Source organism: Amycolatopsis lurida (assembly GCF_900105055.1).
Taxonomy (GTDB): Bacteria; Actinomycetota; Actinomycetes; order Mycobacteriales; family Pseudonocardiaceae; genus Amycolatopsis; species Amycolatopsis lurida.
The window spans coordinates 1-12,854 of the sequence record NZ_FNTA01000003.1 but is presented as its reverse complement, the minus strand read 5'-3'; the positions used below and the strand labels follow the sequence as shown (position 1 = coordinate 12,854).

Here is a 12,854-nt window from a genome sequence, read left to right as displayed (position 1 = left end):
AAAAGCGTCCGCCACCCAGTGGGTGACGGACGCTTTCCGACTGTCGCTATTCGCTCGAATTCACGGGCGTTTCGGCGAAATCCGCACTTACTGCCCTTCGCGCGCCAGCAGCTCCCGGACCCGCTCCTGCAGCGCTTCCCTCGGGTACGCGTTCACCTGGGCCCCCGCCATCCGTACCGGGTCGCCGAAGAAGAAGTACTCGTACAGCGACTCCCGCCCGGCGAAGCTCGAGACCGACGCGTCGAACGCCAGCTTGAACAGCCGCGCGCGGTCTTTGGCCGGCAGGGTGGCCGACTGGAGGTACGTGTCGAGGTCAGGACGGCCTTCGGCCTCGAAGTCCGCTTCGCCCGGCAGGGCCATGAGCCCGGAGGCGGAGAACTTGCGGATGATCTCGGTCAGCCGCGGTGAGACCTTCGTGGGGTACCAGTTCCGGGCGGCGTTGAGGACTTCCCACTTGGGCAGGAAGACGCCGTCCTCGCTCAGTTTCCCGTCGGCCTCCGCCGCGCGCAGTACGGCCTTCTCGATCTCGACGTAGGAGATCAGCTCGGACAGGTCCTGCTGGATGTGCTGGAAGCCGCCGATGCCGATCGCGGCCGCGATCTCACTGGCGAGGCCGAGGTAGAACTCCGTCTTGGCCAGCGTGCGCGTGACGACCTGATGGGTCATGAGCGCGCCGGCGCCGGTCTCGGAATACCAGGCGTTGCACAGTTCCGGGTGTCCCAGCAGGAAGACGCGCTCGTTCGGGACGAAGACGTCGTCGAACACCACGACCGCGTCCATTTCCTCGAACCGGGAGGCGAGCGGTTCGTCGAAATGCGAGCGCCCGTGGTCGAGTCCGGCACGGCAGAAGTACTTCAGGCCGGGCGCGTCGTTCGGAACGGCGAAAGCGTACGAGTACGGGGCGTCCTCGGGAGTACCGCGCAGGACCGTCGACGGGAACACCAGTAGTTCGTCGGCGATCGGCGCGATGGTGGCGAGCATCCGCGCGCCGCGGACGACGATGCCGTCCTCCCGTTCCTCGACCACCTTCGCCGACAGGTTGCCGCCACCCTGCTGACTGCCCGACACCGAACGGTTGACCTGCGGCGGGATCAGAGTGTGCGTCGCGAGGAGGTCGTTCTCGCGCGCCATCTCGTAGTACTTCTGGATGCGTTCACCGTAGACGGGATCGGCCTGGGAGAAGAACTTCTTCGCGGTCGAGAGCGCGGTGAGCGACGAGTTCATGTAGTCGCCGGTGCGACCGAGGAAACCGTTGGAGTACTGCGCCCACACGGAGAAGGCGGCGCGGCGGCGTTTGAGGTCTTCCTCGTCGCGCGGCACCAGGAACGAAGTTCCGACCCGCTCCCCCGTGGTCGGCGATTCGTAGGTGAGGACGTCACGGTGCGCCGGATCGTGCTGGAGGTCGAACAGCTTCGCGTAGGTCAGCGCGTTGTTGCGGAACGCCGGATGTTCGGCGACCTTCGAGGTCACCTTCTCGCCGTCGACGTACAGTTCCGGCGTCATCGCGTTGAGCTTGTCGAGGTACTGCTGTCCGGTGCGGGCTCCCATGTCGTGCTCCTTCTCGGGGTGGACGTCGTTGTCAGAAAAGGGATTCGTGGCCTTGCGCGGATTCGTGGATGGTCGAGAACTGCCCGTTGACGAAGCCGAGCGCGTCACCGGAGCGGTAGTCGAACTCCCGCACCTCGCCGAGGAACAGGGTGTGGTCACCTCCGTCGTAGGCGGCCCACGGCGTGCAGTCGAACCAGCTGAGGACGCCGCCGAGCCGCGGCGCGTGCCCGCCTTCGACCCACGTCGGCGCGCCTTCGGGAGTCGGGCGGCCGGCGAAGTTCATCGCGAGCGCCTCCTGCTCGGCGCCGAGGACGTTGACCGCGAACGGGCGCCCGGCGAGCAGGTCGTGGCTTTTCACGGTGCGCTGGATCGAGACGAGGACGAGAGGCGGATCCATCGAGACCGCGGTGAAGGAGTTCACCGTCAGGCCATGCCGTTTCGTGGCGGCGTCGAAGGTCACGACGGCCACTCCCGTCGCGAACCGGCCGAGACAGCCGCGGAAGAACTGCGCGGGTGGCCGATACAGGCTCGAACCCGGCGAGAAACTCGTTTCGCGTGACATCGTGACCACCCAGTCGATTCCTGTTCTATAATCGAACAGACAGTTCAACTATCGAAATGGATCGTATACGATGGTTTCGGAGTTCCGCAAGACCGCGAGCACGTCCCAGACGCTCAGCCGCGGCATCCGTGTCCTCGAAGTCCTTGCCGACGCCCAAGAACCGCTCAGCGTCGACCGGATCGCCGAACGGCTCGGCGTGCACCGGTCGATCGCGTACCGGCTCATCCGCACCCTCGAAGAGCACGGGCTCCTCACGCGGGAACCCGCGGGGAAATACGAACTGGGCGCGCGGCTTGCCGCGCTGGCGGCGGGGATCAAACACGATCTGCAGGCCGCGGCCCTGCCGGAGCTGACCGCGGTCGCGAACGAACTCGGCATGACGTGTTTCGTGGCGGTGATGGACCGCGAGGAATGCGTGACCCTGGTCAGTGTGGAACCCCGGCACGCCGTCGCGTCCGTCGCGCAGCGCCCGGGGTCCAGGCATCCGTTCACCGCGGGCGCGCCCGGCCGCGCGATTCTTTCCCAGCTACCGGCAGAGGACTGGCCGGAGGATGTCCGGGAAGTCGCCGACCGCGGCTACGCGGACAGCCACGGCGAGGTGATCGAGAACCTCAGTTCGGTGGCCGTGCCACTCCCCCTGCGCGGGCACGCTCCCGCGGCGCTCGCGGTCGTCTACCTGTCCAGCACACGAGCCCCCGCCGAGCTCGCGGAGCGGCTCAAGGCGGCGGCGAAGGCCGTCCGTGACGCTCTCGGCGGGTGAGCGTCACGGACGGCGGGATCACTTCGAGAAGCGCAGCGGACTGACCGCCTGCTCGGCTTCGTGATCCGGCCCGAGCGGGATTCCCGACCGGTCACGCAGCAGCAAGGTGGCGATGAGCCCGACGACGGTCATCCCGGCCAGATAGACGGCCACGGACACCGACGTGCCGGTCGCGTCGACCAATGCGGTGGCGATCGTCGGCGCGAACGCGCCACCGAGGATCGCGCCGAGCGCGTACGAGATCGAAACACCCGAGAACCGGATCGACGCGGGGAACAGCTCCGCGTAGAACGCCGCCTGCTGGCCGTAGGTGAACCCGAGCCCGACACTGAGGATGATCAGGCCCAGCGCCAGCAACACGACGTTCCCGGTGTCCACCAAGGGAAAGAGCAGCGCGACGCCGGCGAGTTGCGCGATCCAGCCGACGACGTAGGTGCGCCGCCTGCCGATCCGGTCGGACACCGCGCCCGCCGCCCACGTCGACAGCAACCAGGTCGCCGCCGAGGCGGTCACAGCCCACAGCACCGGGCCGCGGTCGAGGCCGATCGGGCCCTTCGGGTTGGTCGCGTAGTTCTGGATGTAGCCGCCGGTGGTCATGTAGCCGACGGCGTTGTTGCCCGCGAACACCAGCGCGGCGACGAGAACGAGCACGGCGTGCTTGCGGAACAGCTGGATGATCGGGGTCCTGGTCTGCTCGCGGCGTTCGGCGATCTCCCGGAAGACCGGGCTCTCCTCGACGCGGCGCCGCACGTAGTGGCCGACCAGGATCAGCCCGACGCTGAGCAGGAACGGGATCCGCCAGCCCCAGTCGAGGAACGCCTGCCCCGGGACGAGCAGGTTGGTCAGCGCCAGGACACCGGAGGCCAGCAACAGCCCGAGCGGGACACCGATCTGCGGCGAGGCGCCGAAGAGGCCCCTGCGCTTCGAGGGCGCGTGCTCGACGGCCATCAGGACAGCGCCACCCCATTCACCACCCGCCGAAACGCCCTGCAGGATCCGCAGCAGGATCAGCAGTACCGGCGCGAGGACACCGATCTGGTCGAACGTCGGGAGCACGCCGATCAGCGTGGTCGCGACGCCCATCAGGATCAGGGTGAGCACCAGGACCACCCGGCGGCCGTACTTGTCGCCGAAGTGCCCGGCGAGGAACGCCCCGAGCGGGCGGAACAGGAAGCTCACGCCCACCGTGGCGAAGGAGACGAGCGTGCTGTTGGCACCGAGACCGGAGAAGAACAGCTTGCCGAAGACGAGACCGGCGGCGGACGCGTAAACGAAGAAGTCGTACCACTCGACCGTGGTGCCGACGACGGTCGCGAACGCGACCCGGCGCCGATCGGAAGACGGTGGAGCGGTCCGGCCGGGCGTGCGTTCATCCTGCGCTGGATTCGACACCTTGACTCCTTTGACCTAGGCCTGACGCGAGTGGCGGCCCGCAGGGATCCCCGGGCGAGGCGAAGGCCACTCGGTGACCGCCTTGCCACTGTGGCACAGAATCATATACGTTATTAGATACGAAGCAAGGGTCGAGGATTCAGGGGAACATGGGCACTTACGAGGCACCGTCCGGTCCGACGGCCACCCGGCCGGGCAAGATCATCGCCGTCCACCTCAGCTACGCCTCCCGCGCCGAGCAACGCGGGCGGCGTCCGGTGAACCCGTCGTACTTCTTCAAGCCGTCGAGCTCGATCGGCCAGTCCGGCGGCACGGTCGAACGTCCGGCCGGGACCGAACTGCTGGCCTTTGAAGGCGAGATCGCCCTGGTCATCGGCACCGCGGCCCGGTGGGTGAAACCGGAGCAGGCATGGGAGCACGTCGCCGCGGTCACCGCCGCGAACGACTTCGGCCTCTACGACCTGCGCGCCGCGGACAAGGGCTCCAACGTCCGCTCCAAGGGCGGCGACGGCTACACCCCTCTCGGCCCCGGCCTCATCGACGCGCGCGACATCGATCCCTCGTCGCTGCGCATCCGCACCTGGGTGAACGGCGATCTGGTGCAGGAGGACAGCACGGCCGGACTGCTGTTCCCGTTGCGGCAGTTCGTTTCCGACCTTTCCCAGCACTTCACGCTCGAACCTGGCGACGTCATCCTCACCGGGACCCCCGCCGGCTCGACGGTGGTCTCCCCCGGCGACGTCGTCGTGGTCGAAGTGGACGTTCCCGGCACCTCCGTCAGCAGCGGACGGCTCCACACCACCGTCACCCAGGGGATCCGGTCCTTTTCGGACATCGGCAGCCTGCCCGAGGTCGACGACAAGCAGCGCGCCGAGGCCTGGGGCACGCCCGTCGAACAGGTCGAAGAGAACTCGCCCACGCTCAGCGAGGAATTGCGCGCAAAGCTTCTTCGCGCACCCGTCGCGGGTTTGTCGGCGCAGCTGCGCAAACGCGGGCTGAACAACGTCGCGATCGACGGCGTACGCCCCAATCTGCCCGGCTCGAAGGTCGTCGGCACGGCGAGGACGCTGCGTTTCGTCCCGAACCGCGAAGACCTCTTCAAGTCCCACGGCGGCGGTTACAACGCGCAGAAGCGCCTCTTCGACTCTGTCGGCGCCGGCGAGGTGATCGTCATCGAAGCCCGCGGTGACAAGGGTTCCGGGACGCTCGGGGACATCCTGGCGCTGCGGGCACGCTACCTCGGCGCCGCCGGGGTGATCACCGACGGCGGAGTCCGCGACTTCGAGGCCGTCGCCGCGACCGGCTTGCCGGTGTTCTCGCAGGGCCCGCATCCGGCGGTCCTCGGCCGCAAACACGTGCCGTGGGACACCGACGTCGCGGTCGCCTGCGGCGGGGCCACCGTGCTGCCCGGCGACATCATCGTCGGAGACGACGACGGCGTGGTCGTCATCCCGCCGTCGCTGGCCGAAGAGATCGCCGACGCGGCGCTCGTCCAGGAGGACGAAGACGCTTGGATCGCCGAGCAGGTCGGACAGGGCCGCCCGATCGAGGGGCTCTTCCCGCTGAACCCGTTGTGGCGGGAAAGGTATGAGGCATGGCAGAAGAAGCAGTGAAGACGACCAGCAAATCCGAACTCGCCTACGAGTGGCTGCGTGAGCGGATCGCCCGGCACGAGTACGGGCCTGGCTACCGGCTCGTCCTCGCCGAGATCGCCGGCGCGCTCGACATGAGCGTCGTCCCGGTGCGCGAGGCGATCCGGCGGCTGGAGGCCGAACGGCTGGTCACCTTCGAACGCAACGTCGGCGCGCGCGTGGCGATGGTGGACCAGAACGAGTACGTCCACGCGATGCAGACCCTCGGCGTTGTCGAAGGCGTCGCCACCGCGCTGTCCGCGCCGCAACTGTCCGAAGAGAACATCGCGCGGGCGCGGCGGGTGAACGAGCGCATGATCGCGCTGCTGGACCACTTCGACGCGCACGAGTTCACCGCGCTGAACCAGCAGTTCCACTCGCTGCTCTTCGCATGCTGCCCCAACCCGCAGATCCTCGACCTCGTGCACCAGGGCTGGACCCGGCTGTCCGGGCTGCGCGACTCCACGTTCGCGTTCGTCCCCGACCGCGCGCACCGGTCGGTCGAGGAACACGAAGAGATCCTCCGGCTGATCACCGAGAAGGCCGATCCGCTCGACATCGAATTCGCCGCGCGCAATCACCGCTGGGCCACCATGCAGGCCTTTTTGGACGCTCGAGAGCGCGCGAACCGCTGACTGAGGAGGAATCTTGACCAGCACGACTCCCCGGCCGATCCCGGACGGTGTCCCGGAGCGGATCCGGCACTACATCGGCGGCGAACTCGCCGATTCGGCCGACGGCGCCGTCTTCGACGTGCTCGACCCGGTCACCAACGAGGTCTACGTCCAGGCCGCCGCGGGGAAGAAGGCCGACATCGATCGCGCCGTCGCCGCCGCGCGGAAGGCGTTCACCGAAGGGCCTTGGCCGAAGCTGCTGCCTCGCGAGCGGTCGCGCGTGCTGAACCGCATCGCCGATCTCGTCGAGTCGCGGGACAAGCGGCTGGCCGCGCTGGAGAGCTTCGACTCGGGTCTGCCGATCTCGCAGGCGCTCGGTCAGGCGCGCCGGGCGGCGGAGAACTTCCGGTTCTTCGCCGACCTGATCGTCGCGCAGGCCGACGACACCTACAAGGTGCCCGGCCGTCAGATCAACTACGTCAACCGCAAGCCGATCGGCGTCGCCGGGCTGATCACACCGTGGAACACGCCGTTCATGCTGGAGTCGTGGAAACTCGCGCCCGCGCTCGCGACCGGCAACACCGTCGTGCTCAAGCCCGCCGAGTTCACCCCGCTCTCCGCGTCGCTCTGGGCGGAGATCTTCGAGGAGGCCGGGCTGCCGCCGGGCGTGTTCAACCTCGTCAACGGCTTCGGAGAGGACGCCGGTGACGCGCTGGTGAAGCACCCGGACGTCCCGCTGATCTCGTTCACCGGCGAGAGCCGCACCGGCAGCCTGATCTTCGGCAACGCGGCGCCGTTCCTCAAAGGACTGTCGATGGAACTGGGCGGCAAGTCCCCCGCCATCGTCTTCGCCGACGCCGATCTGGAGACCGCGATCGACGCGACGATCTTCGGGGTGTTCTCCCTCAACGGCGAACGCTGCACCGCGGGCAGCCGCATCCTGGTCGAGCGCGCGATCTACGACGAGTTCGTCGAGCGCTACGCCGCGCAGGCCAAGCGGGTCAAGGTGGGCGACCCGAGCGACCCGGCGACCGAGGTCGGCGCGCTGGTGCACCCCGAGCACTACGACAAGGTCATGAAGTACATCGAGATCGGCAAGACCGAGGGCAGGCTCGTCGCCGGCGGTGGCCGCCCGGACGGCTTCCCGACCGGGAACTACGTGGCGCCGACCGTGTTCGCCGACGTCAAACCGGACGCCCGGATCTTCCAGGAGGAGATCTTCGGCCCGGTCGTCGCGATCACGCCGTTCGACAGCGAAGAAGAGGCGCTGGAGCTCGCGAACAACACTAAGTACGGGCTCGCGGCCTACATCTGGACCAACGATCTCAAGCGGGCGCACAACTTCGCGCAGTCCGTCGAGGCGGGCATGGTGTGGCTCAACTCGAACAACGTCCGCGATCTGCGCACGCCCTTCGGCGGGGTGAAGGCGTCCGGGCTGGGACACGAGGGCGGCTACCGCTCGATCGACTTCTACACCGACCAGCAGGCGGTGCACATCAATCTCGGCGAGGTGCACAACCCCGCCTTCGGCAAGGGCTGACCCCGTTCCCCCGTCCACAAAGGATGACGCAATGAAGCCGATCCCCACTCCGAAATCGCCGCCGCCGGACGTCCTGCGCTGCGCGTACATGGAACTCGTCGTCACCGATCTGGCGCGGTCGCGCGCGTTCTACGCCGACGTTCTCGGACTGACGGTGACTGAGGAGGACGAGACCACGGTCAGCCTCCGCACGATCGACGAGTTCATCCACCACAATCTCGTGCTGCGCCGGGGACCCGTCGCCGCGGTCGCGGCGTTCTCGTACCGGGTGCGGTCGCCGGAGGACCTGGACAAGGCCGTCGCGTTCTACACGGAACTGGGCTGCCGGGTCGAGCGCAACGAGAACGGGTTCACCAACGGTATCGGCGACTCGGTGCGGGTGCAGGACCCCCTCGGCTTCCCGCTCGAGTTCTTCCACGACGTCCAGCACGTCGACAGGCTCAGCTGGCGTTACGACCTGCACGTCCCGGGCGCGCTGGTCCGGCTCGACCACTTCAACCAGGTCACGCCGGACGTCCCGCTCGCGGTGAAGCATATGGAAGACCTCAATTTCCGGGTCACCGAAGACATCCAGGACGATCAGGGCGTCACGTACGCGGCCTGGATGCGCCGCAAGCCGACCGTGCACGACACCGCGATGACCGGCGGTGACGGACCGCGGATGCACCACGTCGCCTTCGCCACGCACGAGAAGCACAACATCCTGTCCATTTGCGACAAACTCGGCTCGCTGCGGATGTCGGACCACATCGAACGCGGCCCCGGCAGGCACGGTGTCTCCAACGCGTTCTACCTGTACCTGCGCGACCCGGACGGGCACCGCGTCGAGATCTACACGCAGGACTACTACACCGGCGACCCCGACAACCCGGTCGTCACCTGGGACGTGCACGACAACCAGCGCCGCGACTGGTGGGGCACGCCGGTGGTCCCGTCCTGGTACACCGACGCCTCTCTCGTGCTCGACCTCGACGGCAAACCGCAGCCGGTGGCCGCGAGGACCGAGGAGAGCGAACTGGAGGTCACCATCGGCGCCGACGGCTTCTCCTACACCCGCAAGGGTGACGACGAAGGCGAGCTGCCGGCCTGGAAACAGGGCGAGTACAAACTCGGCAACCAGCTCTGAGGCGGAGACATGCTCGAACAGGAAACGATCACCGCGATCGCCGACGAACTGGCGGCCGCGGAGGAGGCCCGGGAGACCATCCCGCTGCTGACGGCGCGCTATCCGGACATGACCGTCGAGGACTCGTACGCCGTGCAGAACGAATGGCGGCGCCGGGGTATCGCGGCGGGGCGTCGGCCGGTCGGCCGAAAGATCGGGCTCACGTCGAAGGTCATGCAGGCCGCCACCGGGATCACCGAGCCCGACTACGGCGCCATCTTCGCGGACATGGTGTTCGAGAACGGTTCCGTGATCGAGCACGGCCGGTTCTCGAACGTGCGCATCGAGGTCGAGCTGGCCTTCGTCCTCCGTGATTCCCTCTCGGGGCCGGACGCCACGGTGTTCGACGTATTGCGGGCGACCGAGTACGTCGTGCCCGCGCTGGAGATCCTGTCGTCGCGGATCGAGATGTCGGGCCGGACCATCGTCGACACGATCAGCGACAACGCGGCCATGGGCGGGATGGTGTACGGCGGCAACCCGGTCGCGGTGGACGCCGTCGACCTGCGCTGGGTTTCGGCGTTGTTGTACCGCAACGAGACCATCGAGGAATCCGGCGTCGCCGCCGCGGTGCTGAACCATCCCGCGAACGGCGTCGCCTGGCTGGCGAACAAACTCGCCCAGCACGGTGACCAGCTCGATCCGGGCGACATCGTGCTGGCCGGGTCGTTCACGCGGCCGATGTGGGTGCACCCCGGCGACACCGTGACCGCCGACTACCGGGACCTGGGGGCGATCACATGCCGCTTCGTCTAGACCCGCCGTTCCGGGATCGCTTGGGCGAGCGGCCGCGGATCGGCATGTGGGTCACGTCGGGCAGCCCGGTCGTCGCGGAGATCTGCGCGGGTTCCGGGCTCGACTGGCTGCTCGTCGACACCGAGCACTCCCCCGCCGGGCTCGAGACAGTGCAGTCGTTGCTGCAGACGATCGCCGCGTATCCGATCACGCCGGTGGTGCGTGCGCCGTCCGGCGATGCTGTCGCACTGAAGCAACTGCTCGACCTTGGCGCGCAGAATCTGCTGGTGCCCATGGTCGACAGCGCGGAGGAAGCGGAAGCCGTGGTGCGGGCCGTCCGCTATCCGCCGCGTGGCGTGCGCGGTGTCGGCAGCGCTCTGTCGCGGTCGGCGCGCTGGAACCGGGTCGAGGACTATCTCGCGAAGGCCGAAGAGTTCACCTCGCTGTTCGTCCAGATCGAGTCGACGAAGGGAGTCGCGGCCGCCGCCGAGATCGCCGCTGTCGACGGCGTCGACGGGGTGTTCGTCGGGCCTTCCGATCTGGCCGCCTCGATGGGCCTGCTCGGACAGCAGACGCACCCCGACGTCACCGCGGCCGTCTTGAGCACGTTCGAGGCCGTCCTTGCTGAGGGGAAGCCGGTGGGAGTCAACGCGTTCGACCCCGCACAGGCCCAGCGCTACCTCGACGCCGGCGCTTCGTTCGTGCTGGTCGGCGCCGATGTCTCTCTGCTCGCTCAAGGTTCGGAGGCGCTCGCGCGGCGGCATGAGGCTTAAGGTCTCGACATGCTCCCGTGGCTGCTGGACTCCGACCCCGCCCTGCGCTGGCAGGTGGAACGCGACCTCGCGCACGAACCGCCCGAGGTCTGGGAGGCGACGCGGGCGCGGATCGCGACCGAAGGTTTCGGAGCGCGTCTGCTCGCCCACCAGGACCCGGACGGCCAGTGGGCGGGCGGAGCGTTCTTTCCCGCCGGCTTCACCGGCGCGGAAGGCGAGCAGCCGTGGACGGCGACGACGTGGTCCCTCAACAGCCTGCGTGAGTGGGGCATGGACGCCGCGGCGTTGCACGGGACCGCCGAACTCCTCGCCGAGAACAGCCGGTGGGAGTACGGCGACATGCCGTACTGGGGAGGCGAGGTCGACTGCTGCATCAACGCGTGGACGCTGGCGAACGGCTTGTGGCTCGGCGCCGACGTCGCCCCGCTCGTCTCGTGGTTCTCGGACCATCAGCAGCCCGACGGTGGCTGGAACTGCGAGTGGGTCTCGGGGTCCCAGCGCTCGTCCGTGCACTCGACGCTGAACTCGCTCAAGGGTCTGCTCGCCTTCGAGACCGCGACCGGCGGCACTCCGGCTTCGCGGGCCGCGCGGCACTCAGGTGAAGAGTATCTGCTGGAGCGGGGCCTGTTCCGGCGGCTGTCGACCGGGTCGGAGATCGCGCCGTGGATCACGGTCTTCGCGTATCCGTTCCGCTGGTTCTACGACGTGCTGAACGCGGCCGACTACTTTCGTGAGGCGGCGCTGCACGACGCCGCTGCTCCGGATCCGCGAATGGCCGAAGCCGTCGAACGCATCCGTGCCGCGCGACAGCCGGACGGGACTTGGCTCCAGGCCCACCGGCACGCCGGGAAGGTGTGGTTCGAGGTCGACGTCGAGGCGGGCAAGCCGTCGAAGTGGCTGACGCTGCACGGCACTCGAGTGCTGAACTGGTGGGATTCCGCGACTTGAGTCTGCGGGAATCTTATTCGTGCGCTCGGTCTTTGGGTGAGCAGGAGCGGGCACGTGTTTTGGTGTGCACATGCTCTTGACCGGCCCATTCAACATACAGATCGTCTCATCAGATTGTAAGCAAGTATCACTAGTCGGCCAGGGCGAATCGACTCTGGGCCCATGTTCTGCCCACGGATAGAGGAAGCCCGACGCTACGGGGGGAGGTAGCGTCGAGGGTTTCAAAGTCAACGTACCGAGCCAGCGGTCCATCGGCGCGCTGCGATCACCATTACGCTTCGGGTATGACGGCTGTGCCTCCGAAAGCAACAGCGAATTCCGCAGGGCTCTGAGGAAACAGCCCGTGGATGGCATCCTTCAGCACATCGAGGGATTGCTGGCAGTTCGGCTCGACCGCAAGACCGCGGTGAGGAAGCGCAGGACCGTCGGCGCACGGAGCGACCGAGAGACTTGGGTTCGCGTCCGGCGGGTGCGCCGAGCACGAGGCCGGGCGCGGGTCTGTTCCGTGTCGTCGGTGTTCTCGGGGGCGACGGTGTAGCCGTAGCCGAGCATCAGGTTGGTGACCTCGGCGCCGTCGTCGGCCTGGTCGCCCCTGCCATCGGGCGCACGAAGTGTCAGCATGGCGGATCTCCATGATGGGGGTAGTTAGATACGGGGTGTGAAGTGGGTTGGCGCAACGCCACGGCCGCCCCAACCGCGAGCGTCGCGCCAGATCAGGATTCAGGCTATGCCTGGGGTTGGTTAGGTTTGCATCATGCGAACTGTGGAGGTTCCGGTATGGCTTGCCGTCACCGTGACGCTTGGCGTTGCGCTCATAGGCGCGGGTGGAGCCATCTGCGCACAGCTTGTAGCCGCATGGCGGCAACGAAAGCGTGAGAACGTGAAGTGGCAACGTGACCGAGTGTCGGAGTCGGTCAGGATGACACACGAGCATGCCAGCCAATGGCGTGACGTTAAGATCAAAAGGTACGGATCATTCCTGGTCAAATTGCGCGCAGTTGAATCAATTATTTTTGAAATGCAGAGAACATCCGGGGCCGATTTTGAGCGCTGGTACTCTACACTAAGAGAGCAAATGGAGTCCTTTAGTGAGGATGTTGCAGAGATCGAACTGATCTGCTCTACTCGCGTACGCGAGTTCATGCGCAGTGATGCTAGCCGGCGAAAAATAATTAGCCTCTACATG

Annotated in this window: 13 protein-coding genes; 9 read left to right on the top strand and 4 right to left on the bottom strand. The window is 67.3% G+C overall.

Annotation, left to right across the window (positions count from 1 at the left end; all coding sequences use genetic code 11):
* Positions 1-87: 87 nt before the first annotated feature.
* Complete coding sequence (gene hpaB / locus BLW75_RS02390; protein ID WP_034319010.1) at positions 88-1,548, bottom strand: 4-hydroxyphenylacetate 3-monooxygenase, oxygenase component; 1,461 nt, start codon at positions 1,546-1,548, stop codon at positions 88-90.
* A gap of 31 nt (positions 1,549-1,579) precedes the next feature.
* Positions 1,580-2,110: a flavin reductase family protein gene (locus BLW75_RS02385; protein WP_034319101.1), complete on the bottom strand. Its 531-nt coding sequence runs from the start codon at positions 2,108-2,110 to the stop codon at positions 1,580-1,582.
* A 70-nt stretch (positions 2,111-2,180) separates the two neighbouring features.
* Between BLW75_RS02385 and BLW75_RS02380 the strand changes: the two genes are divergently transcribed.
* Positions 2,181-2,870 (top strand): IclR family transcriptional regulator, encoded by a 690-nt coding sequence (locus BLW75_RS02380; protein ID WP_034319014.1) that lies wholly within the window; start codon positions 2,181-2,183, stop codon positions 2,868-2,870.
* Positions 2,871-2,888: 18 nt separating this feature from the next.
* Here BLW75_RS02380 and BLW75_RS02375 read toward each other — a convergent pair whose 3' ends face one another.
* The gene (locus BLW75_RS02375; protein WP_034319017.1) at positions 2,889-4,262 is read right to left on the bottom strand and encodes an MFS transporter; all 1,374 of its coding nucleotides are present in this window, start codon (positions 4,260-4,262) and stop codon (positions 2,889-2,891) included.
* A gap of 149 nt (positions 4,263-4,411) precedes the next feature.
* Between BLW75_RS02375 and BLW75_RS02370 the strand changes: the two genes are divergently transcribed.
* The 7 genes from BLW75_RS02370 to BLW75_RS02340 are packed head-to-tail and all read left to right on the top strand — an operon-like array spanning position 4,412 to position 11,668.
* Positions 4,412-5,875, top strand: coding sequence for a fumarylacetoacetate hydrolase family protein (locus BLW75_RS02370; protein ID WP_034319020.1), 1,464 nt, complete (start codon positions 4,412-4,414; stop codon positions 5,873-5,875).
* The gene (locus BLW75_RS02365; RefSeq protein WP_034319022.1) at positions 5,857-6,528 is read left to right on the top strand and encodes a GntR family transcriptional regulator; all 672 of its coding nucleotides are present in this window, start codon (positions 5,857-5,859) and stop codon (positions 6,526-6,528) included. Before BLW75_RS02370 ends, BLW75_RS02365 begins: the two co-directional genes overlap by 19 nt.
* A gap of 13 nt (positions 6,529-6,541) precedes the next feature.
* Positions 6,542-8,047, top strand: coding sequence for a 5-carboxymethyl-2-hydroxymuconate semialdehyde dehydrogenase (gene hpaE, locus BLW75_RS02360; RefSeq protein ID WP_034319025.1), 1,506 nt, complete (start codon positions 6,542-6,544; stop codon positions 8,045-8,047).
* A 31-nt stretch (positions 8,048-8,078) separates the two neighbouring features.
* Positions 8,079-9,173: a 3,4-dihydroxyphenylacetate 2,3-dioxygenase gene (hpaD, locus tag BLW75_RS02355; protein WP_034319028.1), complete on the top strand. Its 1,095-nt coding sequence runs from the start codon at positions 8,079-8,081 to the stop codon at positions 9,171-9,173.
* 9 nt (positions 9,174-9,182) lie between these two features.
* Entirely contained in the window at positions 9,183-9,968 is a 786-nt protein-coding gene (gene hpaH, locus BLW75_RS02350; RefSeq protein ID WP_034319031.1) for a 2-oxo-hept-4-ene-1,7-dioate hydratase, read from the top strand.
* Entirely contained in the window at positions 9,953-10,720 is a 768-nt protein-coding gene (locus BLW75_RS02345) for an HpcH/HpaI aldolase family protein (RefSeq protein WP_034319034.1), read from the top strand. Before hpaH ends, BLW75_RS02345 begins: the two co-directional genes overlap by 16 nt.
* Positions 10,721-10,729: 9 nt before the next feature.
* The gene (locus BLW75_RS02340; RefSeq protein WP_034319038.1) at positions 10,730-11,668 is read left to right on the top strand and encodes a prenyltransferase/squalene oxidase repeat-containing protein; all 939 of its coding nucleotides are present in this window, start codon (positions 10,730-10,732) and stop codon (positions 11,666-11,668) included.
* Between the two features lie 357 nt (positions 11,669-12,025).
* On the opposite strand, the gene BLW75_RS02335 is transcribed toward BLW75_RS02340, so the two are convergent.
* Complete coding sequence (locus BLW75_RS02335) at positions 12,026-12,289, bottom strand: hypothetical protein (RefSeq protein WP_034319041.1); 264 nt, start codon at positions 12,287-12,289, stop codon at positions 12,026-12,028.
* 133 nt (positions 12,290-12,422) lie between these two features.
* On the opposite strand from BLW75_RS02335, the gene BLW75_RS42105 reads away from it, so the two are divergent.
* Positions 12,423-12,854, top strand: a 432-nt coding sequence (locus BLW75_RS42105; RefSeq protein ID WP_143055283.1) for a hypothetical protein, incomplete at its 3' end; no start/stop codon positions are given.

Coding starts and splice junctions, on each gene's coding strand:
- hpaH (WP_034319031.1), top strand. CDS start 9,183: ATGCTCGAACAGGAAACGATCACCGCGATCGCCGACGAACTGGCGGCC.
- BLW75_RS02365 (WP_034319022.1), top strand. CDS start 5,857: ATGGCAGAAGAAGCAGTGAAGACGACCAGCAAATCCGAACTCGCCTAC.
- BLW75_RS02380 (WP_034319014.1), top strand. CDS start 2,181: ATGGTTTCGGAGTTCCGCAAGACCGCGAGCACGTCCCAGACGCTCAGC.
- hpaD (WP_034319028.1), top strand. CDS start 8,079: ATGAAGCCGATCCCCACTCCGAAATCGCCGCCGCCGGACGTCCTGCGC.
- hpaB (WP_034319010.1), bottom strand. CDS start 1,548: ATGGGAGCCCGCACCGGACAGCAGTACCTCGACAAGCTCAACGCGATG.
- BLW75_RS02335 (WP_034319041.1), bottom strand. CDS start 12,289: ATGCTGACACTTCGTGCGCCCGATGGCAGGGGCGACCAGGCCGACGAC.
- BLW75_RS02370 (WP_034319020.1), top strand. CDS start 4,412: ATGGGCACTTACGAGGCACCGTCCGGTCCGACGGCCACCCGGCCGGGC.
- BLW75_RS02385 (WP_034319101.1), bottom strand. CDS start 2,110: ATGTCACGCGAAACGAGTTTCTCGCCGGGTTCGAGCCTGTATCGGCCA.
- BLW75_RS02345 (WP_034319034.1), top strand. CDS start 9,953: ATGCCGCTTCGTCTAGACCCGCCGTTCCGGGATCGCTTGGGCGAGCGG.
- BLW75_RS02340 (WP_034319038.1), top strand. CDS start 10,730: ATGCTCCCGTGGCTGCTGGACTCCGACCCCGCCCTGCGCTGGCAGGTG.